Genomic DNA, 23179 nt, shown 5'->3' with positions numbered 1-23179 from the left:
TACGATGGGTGGAGCGAAGCGATACCCATCAATCCTGTCGATGCGTCATGATGGGTATCGCTGCGCTGCACCCATCCTACGCCTGCTCAATTTCTTCCCGCAGCACTTCCAGCTCCAGCCATCGATCCTCTGCTGCCGCGAGCTCTTCCTGTGCCTTCGCAATAGCCGTCGACGCGGCATCGAATTTCTTGCGATCCTTGGCGTAGAGATCGGGATCGTCAAGCAGCTTCTGTTGCTTTGCGATCTCGGCCTGCAATTTCGCGATTGTCTTCGGCAGGGTTTCCAGCGCGTGCTTCTCGTTGAAGTTCAGCCGGCGTTTTGGCGCGGCAGAAGGGGCAGCCGCTTTTGCTTCCTTCTTTTCTTCCGGCGCGCCAGCCTTCGGTGCTTCGCGTGAAAGATCCTCGCCGCGCTGCGCCAGCATGTCGGTGTAGCCGCCGGCATATTCGATCCAGCGGCCATTGCCTTCAGGCACGATCACCGACGTTACCACGCGATCGAGGAAGTCGCGGTCGTGGCTGATCAGGATCACCGTGCCCTCGTAGTCACCGAGCATTTCCTCGAGCACATCCAGCGTCTCGAGATCCAGGTCGTTCGTTGGCTCGTCCAGCACCAAGAGGTTCGACGGCTTTGCCAGGGCGCGCGCCAACATCAGCCGGCCGCGCTCGCCGCCGGAAAGCGCTTCCAGCGGCGTGCCGCGCTGTTCCTGCGCGAACAGAAAATCCTTCATGTAGCCGATGACGTGTTTGGGCTTGCCGCCGACTATGACATGGTCGCCGCGGCCGCCGGTCAAGGCTGCGGCGAGCGTCGATTTCGGATCGAGGCTTTCGCGGTGCTGGTCGAGGGTTGCCATTTCGATATTGGCGCCGAGCCGGATCGTGCCGCCATCGGGCGGATCGTTGCCGATCAAGAGATGAACCAGCGTGGTCTTGCCGGCGCCGTTCGGGCCGACGATGCCGATCCGATCGCCGCGCTGGATTCGGGTCGAAAAATTCTCCACGATCTTGCGCTCGCCATAGGCCTTGACGATGTTCTTCGCCTCGATCACCAGCCTGCCGGATTTCTCGGCTTCCGCGGCGGCAAGATTGACATTGCCAGTCGCGCCACGGTAATTGCGTCGCTGATCGCGCAGCGCATGCAGATTGCCGAGCCGTTTGACGTTGCGCTTGCGGCGGCCGGAGACGCCGTAGCGCAGCCAGTGTTCCTCGTTGACGATCTTGCGATCGAGCTTGTGCTGCTCGCGCTCTTCCTCCGCCAGCACCTCGTCGCGCCAGGCCTCGAAGGCTGAGAAGCCGCGATCGATCTGCCTGATCTGGCCGCGGTCGAGCCAGGCGGTGGAGCGCGAAAGGTTGGAGAGGAAGCGGCGGTCGTGGCTGATGAGGACGAGCGCGCATTTTCGGCTCGCCAGTTCACCTTCCAGCCATTCGATGGTCGGAAGATCGAGATGGTTGGTCGGCTCGTCCAGCAACAGGATATCGGGCGAGGGCGCCAATACGCGCGCCAGGGCTGCGCGGCGGGCTTCGCCGCCGGAAACATGCGCAGGGTCTTCGTCGCCGGATAGGCCGAGCTGTTCGACGAGATAGCGCGCCTGGTAATGATCGTCGCCCGGGCCGAGGCCTGCCTCGACGTAGGCCAGCGTCGTCTTGTAATCGCCGAAATCAGGCTCCTGCGGCAGATAGCGGATGGTGGCGCCGGGCTGCACGAAGCGGCTGCCGCTGTCGGGCTCGACCAGGCCCGCGGCGATCTTCAGGAGCGTCGACTTGCCGGAGCCGTTGCGCCCGATCAGGCAGACGCGCTCGCCCGACGACACCGACAATTCTACGCCCGACAATAGCGGCGTGCCGCCAAACGTCAGCCTGATGTCCTTCAACTGGATCAGCGGCGGCGCCATCGTTCAACCCTGGTTCGGCGCAGGCTGCTGCACCCGTTGGCGCTGAATGCGGCGGATGGTCTGGTCGAGCGCCGACAGAAACGTCGAGCGGTCGCGCGGTGCAAAGGATTTTGGACCGCCGGTGACTTCGCCCGACGAGCGCAGATCGGTCATCAGGTTACGAACGGCCAGCGTCATGCCGATCGAGGCTTCCGTGAACGGCTTGCCGTTCGGCGCGATCACCTCGGCGCCGGCCTTCACGCAGCGGCTGGCGAGCGGGATGTCTGATGTGATGACGATGTCGCCGCGGCCGGCGCGCTCCGCGATCCAGTCGTCGGCGGCGTCCATGCCGGAACCGGCGGCGATGCGCTCGATCAACGGATCCTGCGGCACGCGGATGAAATTGCCCGCGACCACGCTGACCGGCAGGCCGTGGCGGATCGCGACGCGATAGATCTCGTCCTTCACCGGGCAGGCGTCGGCATCGACATAGATGCGGGTTTGATTCACGTCAGGCATATGGTTCGACAGCGCTTCTTTTGTCCGCGCGTGGTAGCCTATTCGATGCAGGAATGCGAGGAAAACAGGGGTGGGAACGCGCTTGCCACGGCACATTCTTCGCGTACCACAACCGGCGGAAAATCAGCCAAAAATAACAGGAAGCGGGCATGCCCATCGAGCCGTATCGCGTTCAGGCCTACAACACCGCCAAACAATCCGAAAACAAGATGCATGACGACACCGTGGCAAAGCGGTTCGGATTTTCGGGTGGGCTAGTCCCCGGCGTCGACGTGATGGCCTACATGATGCATCAGCCGGTCGCAAAATGGGGCCGCGCCTTTCTGGAACGCGGATTGATCGAGGCGCGCTTCGTCAAGCCGGTCTATGACGGCGAACTCGCGGAGCTGACGGCTGAAGAAAGCAACCGCGTGCTGTCGATCGAGGTACGCAGCCGCGGCCAGCTTTGCGCCACGGGGACCGCGTCCTTGCCGGCCTCTGCACCAGCTGTTTCGATTACAGACTACCAGGAAGTTGCAGCCGTAGCAGAGCGCAAGCCGGTCAATGCTTCGTCGTATGAGGTCGGCAAATGGCTCGGCACCATTCCGCGCGACTGGGCAGGTGAAGCGGCCCGTGACTATCTTGCCGACATCAGGGAAACCGATCCGATCTACGCCCGGGAAGAGCTTGGCCATCCCGGCCTGCTGCTACGGGTGATGAACCGGACGCTGGTCGATAATGCCATCCTGGGCCCCTGGATTCATGTCGGCAGCCGCATGCAACTGCTTTCAGCGGCGAAGGCCGGCGACGTCATCACGGCGCGTGCGAAGGTGATCGGCAATTACGACAAGAAGGGCCACCGTTTCGTCGAACTCGACGCGCTGCTTGTCGGCAACGGCAACATGCCACTGGCGCATTGCCACCACATCGCGATCTACCAACCGCGCGAGCAGGCGGCGGCGTAGAAGACAGAGCGGCGCGCCGCGACCTCGCTGTCATTCCCCGCGAAGGTGGGGAATCCAGTACGCTGCGGCTTCTCGGTTCTATCTCGAACGTCTCTGGAATACCGGATCGCCCGCCTTCGCGGGCGATGACAGTTGTGTATGTGGCGAGTAGCGTGCCGCCCTACGCCGCCTGCTTCGCCTTCGCGTCCTGGATCGCGCGCCACACCCGTTCCGGCGTCAGCGGCATGTCGATATGGCTGATGCCGTAATCCGACAGCGCGTCGACCACCGCGTTGACGATGCAGACGAGGCTGCCGGCGCAGCCGGCTTCGCCGCAGCCCTTGGTGCCCAGCGGATTGGATTTTGCGGGCGAGGGGTGGTCGCCGATCTCCATCAGCGGAATGTCTTCGGCCCGCGGCAGCGCGTAATCCATGAACGAGCCGGTGATCGGCTGGCCGCTGGCGTCGTAGCTGACCTGCTCCATCAGCGCCTGGCCGACGCCCTGCGCCACGCCGCCATGTAACTGGCCGGCGACGATCATCGGGTTGACCACGGTGCCGAAATCGTTGACCGCGAAATAGCGGACGATTTTCACGACGCCGGTGTCGGGATCAATCTCCACTTCGGCGACATGGCAGCCATTGGGGAAGGTGGACGGCGTGTCCTTGGAGGCGTGGTCGACGTCAAGCGACAGCGGCGCGCCTTCGGGCATCTTGCCCTCGCGCAGGCGCTTTGCCAGATCCATGATTCCGATCGAGCGATCGGTACCGGCGATGGTGAAGCGGCCATTGGCGAATTCGATATCGGCTTCGGACGCTTCCATCAGATGCGCGGCGGCCTGCTTGCCTTTTGCGATCACGAGCGCGGAGGCCTCCACGATCGCCTGGCCCGTCGCCGTGATCGAGCGCGAGCCGCCGGTGCCATTGCCGAAACGGACGAGGTCGCTGTCGTTCTGCTCGATCGTGATCTTCTCGAAGGGAACGCCGAGCTGTGCCGACAGGACCTGCGCGAATGGCGTGGCGTGGCCCTGGCCGTAATCGAGCGTGCCGGTGGTCAGCTTCACCGAACCATCCGGGTCGAAGGTGATCTTGCCAAGTTCGCCGCTCGGCGGCGCGGTGACTTCGAGGTAGGATCCAACGGCGATGCCGCGCAGCTTGCCGTTCTTCCTGCTCTCCTTCTTGCGCTTGGTAAAATTGGCGTGATCGGAAATCTCCAGCGCCTTGTTGAAGACCCCTGCGAAATCGCCGCTGTCATAAATGACGCCGCTCGCCGCCGCGAATGGCAGTTGCGACGGCTTGATGAAGTTGCGCTTGCGCAGCGTCAGCCGATTGATGCCCATCTCGTCGGCGGCGCGGTCGATCAGCCGTTCCATGTAGTAGTTTGCCTCGGGCCGTCCGGCGCCGCGATAGGCGCCGATCAGCGTGGTGTTGGTCAACACCGTCTTGATGTCGACGCCGAGCAACGGCGTGCGGTAGACGCTGGCGAGGTTCTTGCCGGTGTTGAGCGACAACGGCCCCGGTGCGACGCCCGTGATATAGGCGCCGAGATTGCCGTAACCGGACAGGCGCACCGCGAGAAACTTGCCTTCGGCATCGAGCGCCAATTCGGCGTGGATGAGCTGCGCGCGGCCGTGGCTGTCGGAGAGGAAGCTGGTCGAGCGCTCGTCGGTCCATTTTACCGGGCGGCCCAGCGCCTTCGCCGCGTGCAGAATGCAGGTATATTCGGGATAGCTCACGTTCTTCATGCCGAAGGAGCCGCCGACATTGGCGGTCAGGATGCGGACCTTGTCGTTCGGCACGTTGAGGATTTTTGCCAGCGTCACCTTGTTGCCGGAGACGCCTTGCGTCGGCACCTGCAGTGTGAAGCGTTCGGCCGCCTTGTCGTAGGCTGCGAGCGCCACGCGCGGCTCCATCGACGCCACGGCGACGCGGGTGTTGACGATGTCGAGTTTGGTCACATGGGCGGCGGCAGCGAATGCCGCGTCGATATTAGCGGCATCGCCATAGTGATAGTCGAGCGCGACATTGTTCGGGATGTGGTCGTAGAGCTGAGGCGCGCCGGGTTTTGCGGCTTCCGCCGCATCGGTCACCGCGGGCAGCGGCTCGATGTCGAGCTCGACGGCTTCCGCGGCATCGCGCGCCTGCGCCAGCGTTTCCGCGACCACGAAGGCCACGGGGTCGCCGACGAAGCGCACCTTGTCGGTCGCCAGCGCCGGACGGTTGGTCTGCAACAGCGGCGAGCCATCCCGGCTCTTGAGTGGCAGGCCGCAGGTGAAGGGGCCGTACCCAGCGGCCTCGAGGTCCTTGCCGGTCCAGACGCCGAGCACGCCCGGCATCGCCTTGGCGGCGGCCGTGCCGATGCCCCTGATGATTCCGTGGGCATGGCTGGAGCGCACCATCCAGCAATAGGCTTGGCCGGGCAGGGCGAAGTCGTCGGTGTATTTGCCCTTGCCGCGCACCAGCGTGTCGTCTTCCTTGCGGCGCACCGGCTGCCCCACCCCGTATTTTTGCAGTGCGATAGAGTTATCCAGGGAAGAGGCCGACGTGTGATCTTGCATCGAAAACACCTGAAAGCTTGGGATTCTCTTGGATTTGTTGGGTTCCGCGAGTTCCCGCTCAGATAACGCACCGCGTCATGCGCGACAACGCCTGATTGGGCATAGTCCTATGTGATGGGTTGTTGCGTAGCCCCTTGGCGCTGCTAAAGTTTCCGTGAACGCTAATTTTCTTCGGCGGCCCGGAAGCGGCCACGGAAAGACAGTTTTGATGGATGAGAATACGCGGCTGCGCGAAGGGCTTCCGGCCTGCGCAGGCCCGACAGGATCGGTTGCGGCGGTCTCGGCAAACGGGGTCTATGCCGCGCTCGACCTTGGCACCAATAATTGCCGGCTTTTGATCGCCAGCCCGGCCGGCGACGGTTTTCGCGTGGTGGATTCGTTTTCACGGATCATCCGGCTTGGCGAGGGCATTTCCGCAACCGGTTCCATCAGCGAGGCGGCGATCGAGCGCGCCATCGCGGCGCTCAGCATCTGCAGCGACAAGATCCGCTACCGCAAGGCCAAACGCCTGCGGCTGATCGCTACCGAAGCCTGCCGGGCTGCCGCCAATGCCGACAGCTTTCGCGCCCGCGTCGCGAGCGAGACCGGCATCCGGCTCGAGGTGATCGATCGCGAGACCGAGGCGACGCTGGCCGTGATCGGCTGCTCGCCGCTGCTCGACGCAAAGGGGCGGGGCGCGATCCTGTTCGACATCGGCGGCGGCTCGACCGAGCTGGTGCGGATCGAGCGCGATCCGGAAGAGCAGAACGCGGCGCCGCGGATCAAGGCGTGGATGTCGGTCCCGCTCGGCGTCGTTACATTGGCCGAGCATTTCGGCGGACGCGACGTGACTGCCGAATCCTATGCGAGGATGGTGCGCCAAGTCGCGCAATATGTGGCGCCGTTTGCGGCCGAGCACGGCGGGGATCTGCGTGACATGCACATGCTGGGCACTTCGGGCACGGTGACGACGCTTGCTGGCATCCATCTCAATCTGGCGCGCTACGACCGCCGGCGCATCGATGGCGTCTGGATGAATGGTCCCGACGTTACGGCGGTTATCCAGCGGCTGCTCGGCATGAGCTATCAGGAGCGGGCCAACAACAACTGCATCAGCATCGAGCGCGCCGATCTGGTGCTGGCCGGCTGCGCCATTCTCGACGCGATCCGCGACGCCTTCCCATTGCCTCGGCTCAGGGTGGCCGACCGCGGCCTGCGCGAGGGCATGCTCGTCGAGATGATGCGCGAGGACGGCGCGCTCAGGGCGTGCTGATGCGCGGTCTCCTCGTTATGCCCAAAAACGGGAAGAGCGACTCAAAGCCAGCCGCTTTTCCCTGAAGCCGAGCCGGAGGCCGCGCTAGGCGGCATGCCGAATCTCTTCCATGTTTTGCTTGATCTGCTTTCCGGCATCGTCAGCGAGTTTGAGCGACATGTCGGCTATCCGGCGGCTGCTCTCCAGAACAGTTCCCACGGTCTCACGTACGAGGTCCGTTTGAACGGCCGCAACCTCCTGAGGCGTTCGGCAGGCCCACAATTCATTCATGCGGTCCATGCCCGTCTCGACCTGATGCCGGACCAACTGCAGGTATTCCTGCGAAATCCCGCCCATCACTTTGGCAGCAGTTGTGCCGGTATAGAGGATGGTTTGCGCGTTGCGGGCAGATCGTTCGGTTGCTTGTTGCACTCTGTCTCCTGACAAGCCGAGCGTACGACCAAGTTGCTCCGTGGACCGCCCCATGACGCTCGTCGCCATATCCAGGCCGAAACGCCAGGCGTTCTGTAACGTCTCGGCGTTTTGTTTGAGCAGGGTGGCGCTTACCCGGGCAACTTCTTCGCCGGCCTCGGCGGCAGCTTGTCCGACGCGGGCCGTCTGCTCGGCTGCTTCTTGTCCGAACCGGCTGGTCTGTTCAGCAGTCCTCTCCGCGGCGCGGCGGGCTGCGTCTTCCATGCCTTGCGTAGACTTTTCCTCCTGGCGTGGGTTTGCCATCTTGTTTCTCCGCTGATTGCAGGTTGATGACTTGCCCCAGCTCCGACCCGAGCAACGCAATCACTGCAGCAGCCGTTCCACGCCTGCTGATCTTTTCCGCGATCCTCGTTTAGCAATGACTGTTTAGGAACGTCGGCAACATGTCGCGGTTATGCCGCAGACTGGCTCTTCACCCGCCGCAATTCGGCTGGCTACGCACGTCACGAGGCTCAGCGAATGTCCACTGCCGAATCCATTTTCGTAATCGTCATGGGTATCATCCTTGTTCTGGTGATCGGGAATATAATGTTCTCGTTCATGGCCGAACGGAAGAACCCGCCGATTGGCCGTTTCATCGAGTCCGACGGTGTGCGGCTGCATTACATCGAACGTGGTGAGCCCGCAGCTCGGTGTGTCGTGCTGTTCCATGGCAACGGCACGATGATCCAGGATCTCATCATCAGCGGACTCGTGGATCGCCTTGCCAGCCGCAACCGGGTGCTATGCTTTGATCGTCCGGGCTTCGGATATAGTCAGCGGCCCCGCGCACGGATCTGGAATGCAACCTCTCAGGCCGCGCTGTTCGTAAAGGCTCTCAATCAACTCGGCGTGCGCGATCCCGTTGTGCTCGGCCACTCCTGGGGTGCGCTGGTCGCTGCCGCGATCGGATTTCAAAATGACTACCCGGTCCGCGGCCTTGTGCTTGCCTCGGGATACTACTTTCCCACACCTCGCTGGGACTTCTGGATGATGTCAGGTCCAGCGATACCGATCCTGGGCGACTTCGTCCGCTACACGGTTGCGCCAATTATCTCATGGGCCATTTTACCGGCTCTCATTCGCAAGCTCTTTGCGCCCGGCTCGGTCCCGGAAAATTTCAAGCATGGCTTTCCAGCGTCCCTGACGCTCAGACCAAAACAGCTCAGGGCGGCTGCGGAGGAAAGTGCGTTCCTCATTCCGGAAGCGGCGCGGTTCCAGTCTCGTTATCAGAGCATTCGCTGCCCGGTCCACATTTTCCATGGGACGGGGGACCAGATTATCGAGCCCGAACAGGCCAGCCGTCTACATGAAGTGCTGCGTCGTTCCGACCTGCATCTCGTCCGGGATGCCGGACACATGGTCACCTATGCCGACAGCACCTCAATTGCCCAAGCCGTCGAGTCCCTGGAAATCGCGAGGGTCAAATAGGGCGCTGGCGTTGGGGTGGTAGGTTAGGCGATCTCTTGCATATTTGCGCATCCCACCTGGGTAAACACCCGGATGGCGGCTCTCATACTCGCTTCAATGCACATCCACTTCCGTGCTACTGATTCCAGGCTCCGGGTCCGGGCTGACATTTCAAAACAAGTATCGATATGGCGAAAGACACCACCGGACGGCTGCACGTCACGGTCAAGAGCGCGGGCAAGCGCAAGCTGTCGTCAAAGCTCTGGCTGGAGCGGCAGCTCAATGATCCCTATGTGGCGAAGGCCAAGCGGGAGGGCTATCGCTCGCGCGCGGCCTACAAGCTGATCGAGATCGACGATAAGTATCGGTTTCTTAAGCCTGGCCTGGCGGTGGTCGATCTCGGCGCCGCCCCCGGCGGCTGGAGCCAGATCGCGGCCAAGCGCGTCGGCGCGGTCAATGGCAAGGGCAAAGTGGTCGCGATCGATCTACTGGAGATGCCGGAAATTCCCGGCGTCGACTTTGCGCAACTCGATTTTCTGGCCGAGGATGCGCCTGAAAAGCTGATCGCGATGATGGGCGGACGCGCCGACGTCGTGATGTCCGACATGGCGGCCAATACCACCGGCCACCGCAAGACCGATCAACTCCGCATCATCGGCCTCGTCGAGACGGCCGCGGCCTTTGCCGCCGAGGTGCTCAATCCCGGCGGGACGTTTCTGGCAAAGGTGTTTCAGAGCGGCGCCGATGCCGAACTCGTCGCGCAATTGAAGCGCGATTTTTCCGGCGTACGTCATGTCAAGCCGGCCTCGAGCCGGCAGGATTCCTCGGAGCGCTACGTGCTGGCGATGGGATTTCGGGGGCACCGCGATCAATCCTGAGCGCAACCTGGACGGCGCGATGACTGGACAGTGTCTCCAGAGGTTGCGGTCCCAGGCCGGAGCGAGCGTTAAATCATTGGAACTTTTTCCCATAGCGGCGTATTCAGTACTCGGGCGCAGTCTGTCATTCGCATGCAGCCCTGACGTCACGGGGAGTTTCTGCAGCGAGCCGCGCCTCCGTCTGGGGAGTATTCCCGTGATGGAGCAGAGGACCAGAGTTGGTAATCGACTGTTAGCTGCGTTACCGCCAGCAGACCTCGATTTGCTTGTGCGTCATTTCCGACTGGTTACCCTCGAGCGGGACACCGTGCTGGTGCGCTCGGGTGATCCAATCGAGCGGATTTATTTCCCGCTTAGCGGCCTGATCGCCTTCATCATGGATATGCCAAGCGGACAAACCGTCGCGACTGCCGTCGTCGGCAATGAAGGAGCCGTGGGTGTCCTGACGACGCTGGGGCCTTCCCGCTCTGCGATGACTGCGGTGGTGCGGGTGGCGGGGACCGCGCTGCAGATTTCGCCGGTACAATTTCAAGCAGCGCTTGGACGCAGCAGCGCCTTGAGAGGAACGGTTCAAACCCATACCAGGGCGCTAATGGCCCAATTCCAACACGTCGCCGCCTGCAATGCGCTACACTCGGTGACGGCGCGCCTGGCGAGCTGGTTGCTGCGGATCCACGATCGTGCCGACGGCGACATCCTGCCGCTGACGCAAGAGACGCTTTCGGAATTGCTCGGTGTGCGCCGCCCGACGGTGACGCATGTCGTATGCAAGCTGCGTGCGGCGGGCGGAATTCGATCCAATCGGCGCGGCTCGATCGAGATTGACAGGCCGCGGCTCGAAGCGGCGGCATGCGAGTGCTACCAGCTCATGCGCCGCAGGATCGATCGCATCGTCCTGACCGACGAGATGAAATCGTCGCCGCCCGTGGCCGAAGCTTCCCTGTTTGCCAACGCCGACGAAGTGCGGCGGCGCACACCGACGAGGGAAGCAACCGGCCAACGGCCAAGGGGTCATTGACCGGATTGCAGGGCCTCAATGGCTCTATAGCTATGGCAGGGCGAAGGCGGCCCCGAGCAAGCCCCATTTCTCTTCCGGCTCGCGAACCCAGGCCTCCCGGGCAAACCATTCGTGATTGGACTGGCAGCTCGAACAAAAGGTGCGCGCGAAAAACACCGGGCTGCGCCGAAAGCTCTCCCGGTCCGCCTTCATGCCAGTCGGGATCGCTTCTCCCGTGCGGGGGCATTTGATCATGACCGCGCCCATCCTGCTCCTCCACTACTGAATTTTTGTGCCGACAGCATGTTGCTTCGCCACCGGCTGGAATGCGCCCTTCTCACAGGAGCGCTCGTTCCAGCCGATTGCCACGGGTTGCAAAGGTTCGATTAAGAACTAGGCCGCCTTTTGCAGCACGCTTGCAAAGCTTCTCTTGATCGGATCGGCCGTCTCGGTCGCGACCTTGCGCGTGAGCTCCCAAAGCTCCCGGCTCTGCGCGGCGGTGGCTTCGACGTTCTTGCGGCCCTGTGCTGCGGAGAGTCGCAGGATTTCCGAGGGCGTCTTCACGCCCAAGAGTTGGCTGAAAAAATCTAAGGCGGAACTGGTATTGGCCACGGAGAACTCGATGACTTTGGCTGCGTAGTCCGAAACGCCTTTTGCGTTGGCCGAACTGGCTTCCCGGAGAGCGCCATTGATCGCTCCCGACGCGATCTTCATCTTCTCGATGGTTTCCTTTGCTCGGATCAGGTTCTGCTCGGCGAGTCCATCAAAAAAGCCCGGCATCGCAAACGGCACGCCAGAACGCTTCTCGTCGCTACCGGCTTTCGGATCGACATTCGCTTCGTTCGTATTTACTTCACTCACAGGTGTTCATCCTTTCAAGCGAAACTGAGATCAAACAGCGGTCCGGACTGGCATCCGGACCCTTGGGCGCGTCATGCGCTACTAAGATGGAGAAGGATTTCCTTCCATCGTGGTCAGTGCTGAGGTGGATAGCCGCCCCCAACCGCCTGAGGCAGATATGGCCGACCGGCGCCGAAGCTTCCGTTCGTTTTCTGACTCTCACGTCAGATCTTTTTACGGCGCAGGATGTTCGGCTCGGTGCCCAAACGGGAAAATCCGGAATTTTGGGCGTGAAAGAGCCGTGCGCCGCGAGCTACCCCAGCCGCTGATCCCGCGCGTCCTCGGTGCCCTCGCTGGCGGCCTTCTTGGTCGCTGCTTTTTCCGCACCCTTGCGGCTGGAGATCTCGACGACCTTGCGCCCTGAAATCTCGTGGCCGGCGTCGTCGGGCATCTGCCAGAAGAAGTATGCCGACGCCGCCGAGATGATCGCGACCACAAGGAACGCAGGTGGGAATACGCCGTCACTCAGCTCTGTGACATGCTGGTGCAGCATGGTCGATTCCACTGAAAACGCGCCGACCGCGATGCCTGCGGAAATCGCCAGCTGCTGGTTGACGCTGACGAGCGTGGTGGCGCGGCTCATCTGCGCCGGCTCGACCTCGGCATAGGCGACGGTATTAATCGCGGTGAACTGCAGCGAGCGGAAGAAGCCGCCGACCACCAGGATGATGAAGATCAGCAACAGCGGCGTCGTCACCGTGAACAATGCGCAGGCCGCCAGGAAGACTGCGCTTATGACGGCGTTGACCGTCATCATGTAGCGGAAGCCGAAGGCGCGGATGATGCGCGCGGCCAGCGTCTTCATCCCCATGGCGCCGACGGCCGAGGCAAACGTCACCAGGCCGGACTGGAACGGCGTCAGCCCAAAACCCTCCTGCATCAATAGCGGCAGCAGGAACGGCAATGCGCCGATGCCGAGCCGGAATAGGAAGCCGCCGATGATGCTAGCGCGCATGGTCGATAGCCGCAGCAGCGAAAAATCCAGCACCGGCGAGCCGGTTCGTTTCGCGTGCATGACATAGAGCGTCATCGAGATGGTGCCGACCGCGACGAGGCCGGCGACGATCGGCCAGGGCAACAGATTGAGGCCGGCCACCGAGAGGCCGAAGGCGATGCCGGCTAGCCCAATCCCGGCCAGCACCAGACCGTAGAGATCGAAGCGCTCGGGATCCTCGCTCTTGATCGGATCGATGTACTTCATCGCCATGAAGATGCCGAGCAGCCCGATCGGGATGTTGATCAGAAAAATCCAGTGCCAGGAGAAGTAGGTTGTGATGAAGCCGCCGAGCGGCGGGCCGATTACCGGCCCGACCAGTGCCGGCACCGTCACCCATGTCATCGCGTTGACCAGCGCGCTCTTGTCGATCGAGCGCAACAACACCAGCCGCCCGACCGGCGTCATCATCGCCCCGCCCATGCCCTGCAGGATGCGGGCGATGACAAAATGGGTCACGTTCTGCGACAGCGCGCAACCGATCGACCCGATCATGAACACGCCGATCGCGATCGAAAACACCATGCGCGCGCCGAAACGGTCCGCGGTCCAGCCGCTGGCCGGAATGAACACCGCGAGCGAGAGCAAATAGGACGTGATCGCCAGTTTCAGCGTCAGCGGACTGGTGCCGATGTCAGCCGCGATCGCCGGCAGCGAGGTCGCAATCACCGTCGAGTCCATGTTCTCCATGAACAGGGCGGTAGCGACGATCAGCGGGATCAGGCGTTGCTTGTCCATCGGGATCGGGGGGCCGGAGAAGAAAGGCAGGCGAGGGGCCTGTATCATCCCGCCGTCGCACAAGCCATTGCGGAACCGGGCAAACCACCTAAATCCTGCGTGACGCTGGTATGCACCGCGCCAGCCGCAGGAGGTCCTGATGATCTACGTTCTCGCCGCGCTGTTGCCGCCGCTCGGGCTGCTCCTGAACGGGCAGCCGTTTTCGGCGATCTTCAACCTGGTCCTGATCGTGTTTTGCCTGATTTTCGGGCTGATCTTCCACGTCCTGCTGCTGGTGCCGTCAGCGCATGCGCTGATCGCGGTTCACATGAAGCGGGAGGACCGCAGGCACCGCGAGGTGGTGGAGGCGATCCGCCAGCACGGCCCGCCGCCGGGCTACCGGCCATAAGGCTTTCTTCTAAACCCTTGGGATTGCGGCGTTTCCCGAAAAGCCTGTGCATAGCTGGCAAACGCTTTGATTCGGCGTGCTGCCATGCTATCGACCACCGTCAACCCCACCGATGGGCTTCGATTCGACGGCGATGCCGATAGCATCGCCGAAGACGGCGTTCATCCATAGAACTGATCGCGGCGGGTGGCCGCCGAAAGGAGTTGGCAATGGCGCAGGGACTTCAGGCTATCCGTGAAGCCTTCACGTTCGACGATGTGCTTCTCAAGCCCGGTCTCTCGGATATCCTGCCCTCGGAGGCCGATATCCGCTCGCATGTGACCCGCGCGATCCCGCTCAACATTCCGATTATTGCGTCCGCGATGGACACGGTCACCGAAGCGCGCATGGCGATCGCGATGGCGCAGGCGGGCGGCATCGGCGTCATCCACCGCAATTTCGATGCCGAGGGGCAGGCCGCCCAGGTGCGGCAGGTCAAGAAGTATGAATCCGGAATGGTGGTCAATCCGCTGACCATCGGACCCGATGCGATGCTGTCGGATGCGCTGGCGCTGATGAAGGATCACGGCTTTTCCGGCATTCCTGTCGTCACCGGCGCCAGCAAGAATTCGCCCGGCAAGCTGATCGGCATTCTCACCAACCGCGACGTCCGCTTTGCAACCAATCCCAAGCAAAAAGTCTCGGAGCTGATGACGCACGAGAATCTCGTCACGGTTCGCGAAAACGTCAGCCAGGACGAGGCGAAGCGGATGCTGCACACGCACCGCATCGAGAAATTGCTCGTTGTCGACGACCAGTACCGCTGCGTCGGGCTGATCACCGTCAAGGACATGGAAAAGGCGGTTGCGCATCCGCTCGCCTGCAAGGACGAGCACGGCCGCCTGCGTGTGGCTGCCGCGACCACGGTCGGCGAGGGGGGCTTTGAGCGCACCGAGCGGCTGATCGACGCCGGCGTCGACCTGATCGTGGTCGATACCGCACACGGCCATTCCTCGCGCGTGCTCGACGCGGTCAACCGCATCAAGCGGCTTTCCAACGCGGTGCAGGTGATTGCCGGCAATATCGCAACGAAGGAAGGCGCGCAGGCGCTGATCGACGCGGGCGCTGACGCGATCAAGGTCGGCATTGGCCCAGGCTCGATCTGCACCACGCGCATCGTCGCCGGCGTCGGCGTGCCGCAGCTCACCGCGATCATGGATGCGGTGGAAGCGGCGAAGAAGGCCGACGTGCCCGTGATCGCCGATGGCGGCATCAAATATTCCGGCGATCTGGCAAAAGCGCTCGCCGCCGGCGCCGACATCGCCATGGTCGGTTCGCTGCTCGCCGGCACCGACGAGACGCCCGGCGAAGTGTTTCTGTGGCAGGGCCGCTCCTACAAGGCCTATCGCGGCATGGGCTCGGTCGGCGCGATGGCGCGCGGCTCGGCCGACCGCTACTTTCAGCAGGACATCAAGGATACGCTGAAGCTCGTGCCTGAAGGCATCGAGGGGCAGGTGCCGTATAAGGGGCCGGTCGCCAACGTCATGCACCAGCTCGCCGGCGGCCTGCGCGCCGCCATGGGCTATGTCGGCGCCCGCAACCTCGCCGAATTCCACGCCAGGGCTCAGTTCGTCCGCATCACCGGCGCGGGCCTGCGCGAAAGCCACGTCCACGACGTGACGATCACGCGGGAAAGCCCGAACTATCCGGGCGGGGTGTAAATTTTTCTCAGTCATTCCGGGGCGCGAAGCGAACTCAGGTGCGCAATTGCGCACCTGAGAATCTCGAGATTCCAGGTCTGGTCCTTCGGACCATCCCGGAATGACGGCGTTTGCCGAATACGCCACTCGCCACTGTCATTGCGAACGCCGCTAAGCAATCCATTCTTTTTTCGTTGACGAAACTGGATTGCTTCGCTTCGCTCGCAATGACGAAATAACAAGAACCGGAGGAAACAACCATGTCCGCAACAGGCAAACGCATCGTTCTCGCCTCTCGCCCCATCGGCGAACCCAAACCCTCCGATTTCCGTCTCGAGGAATGCCCCATACCGACGCCCGGCGCCGGCGAAGTTCTTCTGCGCACCATCTGGCTGTCGCTCGATCCCTACATGCGCGGGCGCATGAGCGAGGGGCCGTCCTATGCGCAGCCGGTGCCGATCGACGGTGTGATGGAAGGCGGCACCGTCAGCGAGGTGATCGCGTCCAACAATCCTGCCTTCACGAGGGGCGACATTGTGCTGTCGCGCGCCGGCTGGCAGACGCATGCGGTCTCCGACGGCAAGGGCCTTTCAAAAATCGATCCGAACATCGCGCCGATCTCGACCGCGGTCGGCGTGCTCGGCATGCCCGGCATGACGGCGTATACGGGCCTGCTCGACATCGGCAAGCCGCAAGTGGGCGAGACCGTCGTGGTCGCGGCCGCGTCCGGTGCGGTCGGCTCGGCAGTCGGCCAGATCGCGAAGATCAAGGGCGCACGCGCGGTCGGCATCGCCGGCGGTAAGGACAAATGCGCCTACGTCAAGAACGAACTCGGCTTTGACGATTGCCTCGATCACCGCGATCCCGACCTCGCCGCGAAGCTGAAAAATGCCTGCCCGAAAGGCATCGATGTCTATTTCGAGAACGTCGGCGGCGCTGTGTTCGAAGCCGTGTTCCCGCTGCTCAATGCCTTTGCGCGCGTTCCCGTCTGCGGCCTGATCGCGCATTACAACGACACGCAGGCGGTAGCGCCGAAATGGGCGCCGGCCCTGATGCGCAACGTGTTGACCAAACGGCTCACTATCCGCGGCTTCATCGTCAGCGATTTCGCCGCCCGTCACGGCGACTTCCTGCGCGACATGTCGGCCTGGGTGCGCGAGGGCAAGGTCAAGCACAAGGAGTTCGTCACCGAAGGCCTCGACAGCGCGCCGGCTGCATTCATGGGCCTTCTGAAGGGCGCCAATTTCGGCAAGCAGTTGGTGCGCGTCGGGCCGGACAAGACCTGAGGCCGGCGCCCCAGTTCTGGGGAACCCTCAAGGAAGAAGCTCACGCCTACTTGAGACGCGCGGCGGAACGTCCCTTCGAAACTGTCGTTTGGCTTTGACATCCAATGGAGAAGCCAAATGACGAACTTCAAGAAACTATCGCTCGGCCTGGTTGCCGCCACGATGCTGGCCACTCCTGTGATGGCTCAAGAGGTCTATCAGGAACCCGGCATGCTGGGGTTTAACTATCCGAATTCCGCTTACACCACGGGAGGCTACGGTGTCAGGGTTACGCCCGGACCTGGCTACTATTACGGCAACCGGTTTCACCCGGCCCCACGCGTAGGCGCATTTGCGACAGCTCCGTGGGACGACGGCTCCTACTACGGCTATGTCGAGCGCGGGTACTGAGACGCTCTAGGATTTCCTGCCAATCAGTGAATCCAGATCAACATCGGTTTGTCCCGGCGCCTTGACGTGCCGGACTTCAAAGGCGTCGGGCTGGAAGCGATACTCTACCAGCCCGACTTCCTTTGCGCCGATAACCGGCTGAATTCTTTCTGGAAGGATGAAGCCGGTCGAGGGCGCCCAGAGGTGGCGCGTGTGACGATAGGTGAAGTCGCGACGCTGGTGGACGTGACCAGAGGCGACCAGCCGCAGATCGACCGCGGAGAACAGCTCAATTAGATCTTTCCGCTGAGGCTGCGGGACATAGCGGATCGCGGTTTCAGCCGTCTCGAGATCATCAGGCGCATTCAGAAACAGCGGCTTGTGCAGAAACAGCGCGACCGGCTGGCCGTTTACGCGCGCAAGTTCTGATGTGAGCCAATCGAACTGCTCGGCCTCGCTTTCGATCCCGGTGTTCATGATCAGCGAGTTCAGCCCGATAAAGCACCAGCCGGTTTCGTCGAAGCGCCAGCGATCTTCGCCGATCACGGAAAGATATTTCTGCCGTTCCTGCTCGGTTGCCGGTTGGCTCGGCGGGGTCCCGACGGCTGTCGGATTGTCGCCGACGTCGTGATTGCCCGGCAGATGCCGGCACGGCACCGGCAGCGCGTTGTGCAGCTCTTTTGCGAAGTTGAGATCGTCCGGGCTGGTCGGCGCATCGAAGGCGAGATCGCCGGTGTTGATGACGAGATCGGGCCGTGTCGCGTCGATATGCTCGCTGACACGGTGAAAATTGTCGGTGAGTTTTTGCAGGCGGCGTGCGAGGTGTGTATCGGAAATTTGCGTCAGGCGAAATTCGGACATGCAGTATTCCTTTTGAAATGAATCATAGACAGATGGAAAAGTCAGAACGATGACGAGCGCTCAAAATGATGGCCGTCTCTTGCAAACAAGAGATTTTGTCTAAAATTGTCGGAAAACATATCGATTATAGAAAATGCGATTGCAACTTCCTAGAGTGCAAAGTAGGCACTCATTCCCTTGTTGAGCGGACGACAAATTGCGATGGCCGCACGATAACAAAAGCAATTCTTCAAATCTTTGCCTGATCTCCAACATGATCGCAGGACGATCATGGCCGCTCGCGAACGCAGATGCTGGTCGCACTGGCGGCCGTTCTGCTGGTTCTGACGGTCGCAGCTCGTTGGCTGTACGGTGTTTCGCCGTACGCGCAGTTCCTGAAGCTCGTCTATAGCGACATTCCGGTACAGGTCGTTCCGGTAGAGTTGGTCCAGGGGACCCCGGTTACGTTTCGCACCCGTATCATCCAGCACAACATCTACTATCTGAACCTGCTGGTGTCTTTTGACAACGATGAGCAACGGGTTGGAGTTGATGATTTCATTGGAGGGCCAATCGGGCAGCCGGGCAATGTGGCGCGGCGACCTGGTAAGCCGAACCGTCGCTCGGATCATCGTGCGTGACGCCGAAAATAGAACCATTCATGATCGAACTGTGCGGACCGAACGCCGCATAGCCACCGCGGGTGCCTATCTGGGGCGGCGGCTTGATACGATCGAACTAAGTGAAGGCACTTACGAGATCAGCGTCACGCCCTTCGACATGTCTCAGCTTGCCCCGTTTCGAACCGCACTGGAGCTCTGCTACCTCTTCAAATGATTGCCATTCATTGGAGGATGAAAAGCTAGGACATTGGACTGGCGTAAACATTCTCACCCCAACGTCCGTCGCCAGAACGCAAGCATGTCCGCCCGAAACAATTCGGCATCTCCGTCGCGGCTTCCAATCTTCGCGCCCTTGCGGCCATAGCCGGCCTTCAGCCCATAGATCATCAGGTCGCGATCGGTGAGCTTGCTCTCCGCGACGCCGTGAAGCGGATGGATGAAGGCGCCATCATTGGCGATATAGGCTGTCGGCGCGGCGGGGGAGACGGACGCGTCAGCAACGTTTTCGATCGCGGTGTCGCGGTCAAAGCTGTGCTGCGCGCCGCCGATCAGCCGCATCGTCGCCTTGCCGCCGGAAAGACGGATGGCCTGGCAATGACCCTGCACCTGCATCGGCGAGCACCATTCATCGGCATCGCCCATGATGACGCGGATTTCGGTTTCATCGACGGATGGATCGAGGAACTGGTGACCGCTCCAGGGATAGGCGGCGAGCACGCTGCGAAAACCGGCGCCGGCGCCGACCACCGCATCGGCAAAGCGGCGCGTCGCAGCCGTCAGCACGGCCGACCCGCCGCGGCTGTGACCCTGCGCGCCGATTCGGGAAGCGTCGATCTGCGGATGGACTGAGAGCACCTGCAAGGCCGCCAGCACGTCATAGGCGCTGGCGGCAAAGGAAAACTGGGTCTGGTTGGCGACCGTCGAGGTCACGCCGCGCGCGCCGAAGCTGTCGAGGACAAACGCCGCAAAGCCGTCGCCGACGACAGTTTCGGCATGCGCCAGGTGCGAGGGCGCAACCCCGAGGCTGCCCGGCACTACCATCACCAGCGGGAGCTTTCCGTTGCGTTTGCGATGATCCGAGGCCGGCAGGAACAGCTTGCCGTCGATCACCTGTCTCGGCAGCTCTGCGGCATTGCTGATAACGTGGAAGTAGTTGAGCGGATTGGCGGTGAGAATGTCGATATTCTGCCCTGTGGCGCCGTTGGTGAAGACAATGTCCTGATCGCGAAATCGCAAGTTGCACTCCTCCCGCGGCCGCTCTCTTTCGGCAGCCATCCAGGATACAGTAAAGCGCTGGTTGCTTCCGTCAAAGCAAATGTGCCCGACGGTCTTGCCATCTTTTATTTCAATGGGCGTCAGAGCACGCGGTAGCGGATCGCGAAGGTGTCGTGGATTTCGGTCGTCACCGTGCCGCCATTGACCGGCACGATGCCGTCGGCCAGATGCCACGGCCCGAACTGATCGGAGCGCAATGGGCTCGCCGGCAGCCGCAGCCGGAACGTGCTTTGGGCCCACCCGGGCAGCACCATCATGCGCTCGGTGGTGCGGTAATCGAGCGTCACGGTCCCGCGCAAGATGCTGCGGCCATCGGGCGCGGAGGCCAGCGCGCCCTCGATCTTCGCCAGTTTCTGGTTCCGGTCCGTCAGCAGCTCGATCTGGATATCCGCGGCGGTCGTCAACGTCGCCTTCGGCAGGCGGATTTCAAATTCCACCGCGGGCTTTGCCGGATTGAGCCCGAGATAGGCCTGCGCCGCGTGCCTGATGTCCGAGATCGCGAAAGCGAGCAGGACCAGCACCGCGGAAGCGGCAAGCCCGTGCTTGATCAGATCGTGGCGGCGGCGATAACCGCTGCGGAAATAAACGGAGAGCATGATCGCCACCGCCAGCGCCGCGGCGATGCCGGCCAATGCCGACATGACGATGCCAAGTCCGCCATCGGGGCTGTCGCTAAGTCCGAGGGCGCGTAGCAGGGAGGTCATGGAATCGCCGGGCAGTTCGGCGGCGCGGCCGGCGCCGGTCAGGATCGGGGAGGTGATGTTCATCGCCTGCTCGCGGATTGCTTTAAGGCCGGTTCGAGACCAGAACCATCGGAATTCTCGGTAGTTGGTCGTCTGGGCTCTCCTTGTGGTTCAAGCGAGCCAGGTTAGGTGGATTTGTCAGGTGAGGGGCGTCTCGTTATTGCTTTAGGCCTCACACAGGTTTCGGGGGAGATGCTCATGTCGGTTCAAATGGTTTTGCTGCCGGTCTTCGTCTTGATCGGGCTCACTTTCTTCCTGCTGCTATGGATGGTGACGGCCCGCACCAAGGCGGTGAAGGCCCGCGAAACCAGCCTGAGGGATATCGCGCTGGGACAGCCGAAATATCCACCCCGCGTGGCCCAGATCGGCAATTGCTTCTCCAACCAGTTCGAAGTACCCCTGCTGTTCTACTTGCTGATCGCACTGGCGCTGCCGCTGCGCCGCGCCGATCTCTTCATCGTGCTGATGTCCTGGGTGTTCGTGGTAACGCGCTTCGCCCACGCTGGCATTTTCGTCACCTCGAACAACATCCAGCAGCGCAGCTTGGCGTGGTTTGCCGGCGCGCTGGTGCTGCTTGCGATGTGGATCTACTTCGCGCTGAAGCTTCTGCTTCTGATCTAGAAAGCTTTTTGATGACCCCCGCTGCCCGCCTTTCCGCCGCCATCGAACTGATCGACACCATCGACGTGCAGCGCGTTCCCGCGGCAAAGGCGCTGAAGGAGTGGGGCACCGCGCATCGCTATGCCGGCTCGGGCGACCGCGCGGCGATTTCGGGCCTGATCTGGGACGTGCTGCGGCGGCGGGCGTCGAGCGCCTGGCTGATGAACGCCGACACGCCGCGGGCGCGCGTGCTCGGCATGATGAAGCTCGCGCGCAAGCTCGATCTGGAAGCGATATCGGCGCTCTGCGACGGCGGGCGTTTTGCGCCGGAACCGCTGACCGAAGCCGAACGATCAGCGCTCACCTCCCGCACCCTCGACGACGCGCCGCCGCACATCGCCGGCGACTATCCGGAATGGCTGGATCCGCATCTGGCCGCGGTGTTCGGCGAGGGCCGCGTCGCAGAGGCGACCGCGATGGCGAGCCGCGCGCCGCTCGATCTGCGCGTCAACACGCTGAAGGCCAAGCGCGAAAAAGTGCTTGCCTCGCTCATCCATCTCGGAGCTACGCCGACGCCCTGGTCGCCGATTGGCCTCCGCATCGAACTCGGCGCCGAAGCCCGCAATCCCGGCATTCACGCGGAAGAGGATTTCATCAAGGGCGCGATCGAGGTGCAGGACGAGGGCTCGCAACTGGCCGCCATGTTCACCGCTGCAAAGCCCGGCGAGCAGGTGATCGACCTCTGTGCCGGCGCCGGCGGCAAGACACTGGCGCTGGCGGCGATGATGCAAGGCAAGGGGCGATTGATCGCGACCGACCGCGACAAGCGCCAGCTCGCCCCGATCTACGAGCGGCTGTCGCGGGCCGGCGTCCACAACGCCGAAATTCGCGCGCCGAAGGGCGACGCTGATCCATTGGCCGAGATCAGGGCGTCGGCCGATCTCGTCCTGATCGACGCGCCCTGCACCGGCACCGGCACCTGGCGCCGCAACCCCGACGCCAAATGGCGCATGCGCCCCGGCGCGCTGGAAGTTCGCTTGAAGGACCAGGCCGAAGTGCTTGATCGCGCAAGCCGCCTGGTCAAGCCCGGCGGCCGCATCGCCTACGTGACATGCTCGGTGCTCCCCAGCGAAAACGGCGACCAGATCCGCGCCTTCGTGGCACGTCATCCCGAGTTTTCGATTCAGCCACTGAACGAGACGGCAAGCGTGCTGTGGGATAGAGCAGAGGATTTTGAAAAAGCCGCACTGCCATCGCCGGAAGGCTGGCTGATGACTCCACGAAGGACGGGGACGGACGGATTCTTCGTCTCGGTGCTGAAGAAGGCGTGAGGAGGGCTCGTCATTCCGGGGCGCGAAGCGAACCCGGAATGACGGCGGGTTCAATCCACAATGAACAACTTCGCGCCCGTCTTGGTCGAGGATCGATGCGCGGCGTCACCGAAATCCGACACCTGGTAGCTCATGCCTGGCTTGAGCTTGAACGTCCGCCCGTCGCGTAATTCGGTGTCCAGTTCGCCTTCCAGAACATAGAGCACGTGGCCGCGGTCGCACCAGTGATCGGCGAGATACCCCGGCGAATACTCGACCATCCGCACGCGCAAATCGCCAATGTCGAGCGTGCGCCAGACGGCTTCGCCCGTTTCGCCGGGATGCGTCGTCACGGGCTTCTGGCTCCAGTCGGTGATTGTGAAGGGCAGGGTGGGGATTTTCATGGGAGACACCTGCGGCTATTCATAAAGGGCCCCGTCAGTCCGGGGGCGATGCGAAGCATCGAACTATGGTGCGCAATTGCGCACCTGAGAATTTCCAGGTTCCGGGTTCGCGCTTTGCGCGCCCCGAAAACGACCCAAGACAGGCATCAGTTAGGTCAATAATACTTACCTAACATC

The 23179-nt window shown here is 62.3% G+C and carries 24 protein-coding genes; 13 read left to right on the top strand and 11 right to left on the bottom strand.

The genetic code is table 11. The annotated features are described in order from the left end of the window. Positions 1-76 precede the first annotated feature (76 nt). Together HCN58_RS14630 and HCN58_RS14625 are read right to left on the bottom strand one after the other, a co-directional pair. Positions 77-1888: an ABC-F family ATP-binding cassette domain-containing protein gene (locus HCN58_RS14630; RefSeq protein WP_171580055.1), complete on the bottom strand. Its 1812-nt coding sequence runs from the start codon at positions 1886-1888 to the stop codon at positions 77-79. A gap of 3 nt (positions 1889-1891) precedes the next feature. Then, positions 1892-2386 (bottom strand): YaiI/YqxD family protein, encoded by a 495-nt coding sequence (locus tag HCN58_RS14625; RefSeq protein WP_171580054.1) that lies wholly within the window; start codon positions 2384-2386, stop codon positions 1892-1894. 149 nt (positions 2387-2535) lie between these two features. Between HCN58_RS14625 and HCN58_RS14620 the strand changes: the two genes are divergently transcribed. Further along, positions 2536-3330 carry a hotdog family protein gene (locus HCN58_RS14620; protein WP_171580053.1) on the top strand — a complete coding sequence of 265 codons (795 nt, stop codon included), beginning with the start codon at positions 2536-2538 and terminating at the stop codon, positions 3328-3330. Between the two features lie 160 nt (positions 3331-3490). Here the strand turns inward: HCN58_RS14620 and HCN58_RS14615 are convergent, their stop codons facing one another. Beyond that, positions 3491-5866, bottom strand: coding sequence for a xanthine dehydrogenase family protein molybdopterin-binding subunit (locus HCN58_RS14615; protein WP_171580052.1), 2376 nt, complete (start codon positions 5864-5866; stop codon positions 3491-3493). 208 nt (positions 5867-6074) lie between these two features. Between HCN58_RS14615 and HCN58_RS14610 the strand changes: the two genes are divergently transcribed. Then, positions 6075-7118 carry a Ppx/GppA phosphatase family protein gene (locus tag HCN58_RS14610; protein WP_171580051.1) on the top strand — a complete coding sequence of 348 codons (1044 nt, stop codon included), beginning with the start codon at positions 6075-6077 and terminating at the stop codon, positions 7116-7118. 84 nt (positions 7119-7202) lie between these two features. Here the strand turns inward: HCN58_RS14610 and HCN58_RS14605 are convergent, their stop codons facing one another. Continuing rightward, positions 7203-7832 carry a phasin family protein gene (locus HCN58_RS14605; RefSeq protein ID WP_171580050.1) on the bottom strand — a complete coding sequence of 210 codons (630 nt, stop codon included), beginning with the start codon at positions 7830-7832 and terminating at the stop codon, positions 7203-7205. Positions 7833-8048: 216 nt separating this feature from the next. On the opposite strand from HCN58_RS14605, the gene HCN58_RS14600 reads away from it, so the two are divergent. From HCN58_RS14600 to HCN58_RS14590, 3 genes are all read left to right on the top strand, one after another. Continuing rightward, complete coding sequence (locus HCN58_RS14600; RefSeq protein ID WP_171580049.1) at positions 8049-8999, top strand: alpha/beta fold hydrolase; 951 nt, start codon at positions 8049-8051, stop codon at positions 8997-8999. A gap of 167 nt (positions 9000-9166) precedes the next feature. After that, positions 9167-9856 carry an RlmE family RNA methyltransferase gene (locus tag HCN58_RS14595; RefSeq protein WP_171580048.1) on the top strand — a complete coding sequence of 230 codons (690 nt, stop codon included), beginning with the start codon at positions 9167-9169 and terminating at the stop codon, positions 9854-9856. Between the two features lie 199 nt (positions 9857-10055). Then, positions 10056-10874, top strand: a complete 819-nt coding sequence (locus HCN58_RS14590) for a Crp/Fnr family transcriptional regulator (protein WP_171580387.1) — start codon at positions 10056-10058, stop codon at positions 10872-10874. 30 nt (positions 10875-10904) lie between these two features. On the opposite strand, the gene HCN58_RS14585 is transcribed toward HCN58_RS14590, so the two are convergent. From HCN58_RS14585 to HCN58_RS14575, 3 genes are all read right to left on the bottom strand, one after another. Further along, positions 10905-11120 carry a hypothetical protein gene (locus tag HCN58_RS14585; protein ID WP_171580047.1) on the bottom strand — a complete coding sequence of 72 codons (216 nt, stop codon included), beginning with the start codon at positions 11118-11120 and terminating at the stop codon, positions 10905-10907. Between the two features lie 126 nt (positions 11121-11246). Continuing rightward, positions 11247-11645, bottom strand: coding sequence for a phasin family protein (locus tag HCN58_RS14580; protein ID WP_311966814.1), 399 nt, complete (start codon positions 11643-11645; stop codon positions 11247-11249). A 361-nt stretch (positions 11646-12006) separates the two neighbouring features. Further along, positions 12007-13485, bottom strand: a complete 1479-nt coding sequence (locus tag HCN58_RS14575; protein WP_171580046.1) for a DHA2 family efflux MFS transporter permease subunit — start codon at positions 13483-13485, stop codon at positions 12007-12009. Between the two features lie 139 nt (positions 13486-13624). Between HCN58_RS14575 and HCN58_RS14570 the strand changes: the two genes are divergently transcribed. The 4 genes from HCN58_RS14570 to HCN58_RS14555 all read left to right on the top strand — a co-directional run bounded on the left by HCN58_RS14570 (position 13625) and on the right by HCN58_RS14555 (position 17228). Beyond that, a complete protein-coding gene (locus tag HCN58_RS14570) occupies positions 13625-13873 on the top strand; it encodes a hypothetical protein (protein WP_057834464.1) in 249 nt (82 codons plus the stop codon). 209 nt (positions 13874-14082) lie between these two features. Next, positions 14083-15573 carry an IMP dehydrogenase gene (gene guaB, locus HCN58_RS14565; protein ID WP_171580045.1) on the top strand — a complete coding sequence of 497 codons (1491 nt, stop codon included), beginning with the start codon at positions 14083-14085 and terminating at the stop codon, positions 15571-15573. Between the two features lie 239 nt (positions 15574-15812). Further along, positions 15813-16838 (top strand): NADPH-dependent curcumin/dihydrocurcumin reductase, encoded by a 1026-nt coding sequence (gene curA / locus HCN58_RS14560; RefSeq protein WP_171580044.1) that lies wholly within the window; start codon positions 15813-15815, stop codon positions 16836-16838. 117 nt (positions 16839-16955) lie between these two features. Next, complete coding sequence (locus HCN58_RS14555) at positions 16956-17228, top strand: hypothetical protein (RefSeq protein WP_171580043.1); 273 nt, start codon at positions 16956-16958, stop codon at positions 17226-17228. 6 nt (positions 17229-17234) lie between these two features. On the opposite strand, the gene HCN58_RS14550 is transcribed toward HCN58_RS14555, so the two are convergent. Then, positions 17235-18068 carry a metallophosphoesterase family protein gene (locus HCN58_RS14550; RefSeq protein WP_171580042.1) on the bottom strand — a complete coding sequence of 278 codons (834 nt, stop codon included), beginning with the start codon at positions 18066-18068 and terminating at the stop codon, positions 17235-17237. A 290-nt stretch (positions 18069-18358) separates the two neighbouring features. Here HCN58_RS14550 and HCN58_RS14545 point away from each other — a divergent pair, with 290 nt between their 5' ends. Then, positions 18359-18688, top strand: a complete 330-nt coding sequence (locus tag HCN58_RS14545) for a hypothetical protein (protein WP_171580041.1) — start codon at positions 18359-18361, stop codon at positions 18686-18688. Then, a complete protein-coding gene (locus tag HCN58_RS37875; protein WP_512698832.1) occupies positions 18579-18884 on the top strand; it encodes a DUF5625 family protein in 306 nt (101 codons plus the stop codon). The genes HCN58_RS14545 and HCN58_RS37875 overlap by 110 nt, the downstream gene beginning before the upstream one ends. Positions 18885-18937: 53 nt before the next feature. Here HCN58_RS37875 and HCN58_RS14540 read toward each other — a convergent pair whose 3' ends face one another. Both HCN58_RS14540 and HCN58_RS14535 read right to left on the bottom strand, forming a co-directional pair. Next, on the bottom strand, positions 18938-19906 hold the full coding sequence (locus tag HCN58_RS14540; RefSeq protein WP_171580040.1) for a dienelactone hydrolase family protein: 969 nt from the start codon (positions 19904-19906) through the stop codon (positions 18938-18940). A gap of 119 nt (positions 19907-20025) precedes the next feature. Then, positions 20026-20712 (bottom strand): acriflavin resistance protein, encoded by a 687-nt coding sequence (locus HCN58_RS14535; RefSeq protein WP_235983613.1) that lies wholly within the window; start codon positions 20710-20712, stop codon positions 20026-20028. Positions 20713-20886: 174 nt separating this feature from the next. On the opposite strand from HCN58_RS14535, the gene HCN58_RS14530 reads away from it, so the two are divergent. Both HCN58_RS14530 and HCN58_RS14525 read left to right on the top strand, forming a co-directional pair. Beyond that, positions 20887-21309, top strand: a complete 423-nt coding sequence (locus tag HCN58_RS14530; RefSeq protein ID WP_171580039.1) for an MAPEG family protein — start codon at positions 20887-20889, stop codon at positions 21307-21309. An 11-nt stretch (positions 21310-21320) separates the two neighbouring features. Next, positions 21321-22619 carry an RsmB/NOP family class I SAM-dependent RNA methyltransferase gene (locus HCN58_RS14525; RefSeq protein WP_171580038.1) on the top strand — a complete coding sequence of 433 codons (1299 nt, stop codon included), beginning with the start codon at positions 21321-21323 and terminating at the stop codon, positions 22617-22619. Between the two features lie 50 nt (positions 22620-22669). On the opposite strand, the gene HCN58_RS14520 is transcribed toward HCN58_RS14525, so the two are convergent. Next, entirely contained in the window at positions 22670-23002 is a 333-nt protein-coding gene (locus HCN58_RS14520; RefSeq protein ID WP_171580037.1) for a DHCW motif cupin fold protein, read from the bottom strand. Between the last annotated feature and the right edge of the window lie 177 nt (positions 23003-23179).

Origin of the sequence: Bradyrhizobium australiense (genome assembly GCF_013114825.1) — a bacterium.
Classification (GTDB): Bacteria; Pseudomonadota; Alphaproteobacteria; order Rhizobiales; family Xanthobacteraceae; genus Bradyrhizobium; species Bradyrhizobium australiense.
This window is presented reverse-complemented; position numbering and strand designations above follow the sequence as displayed.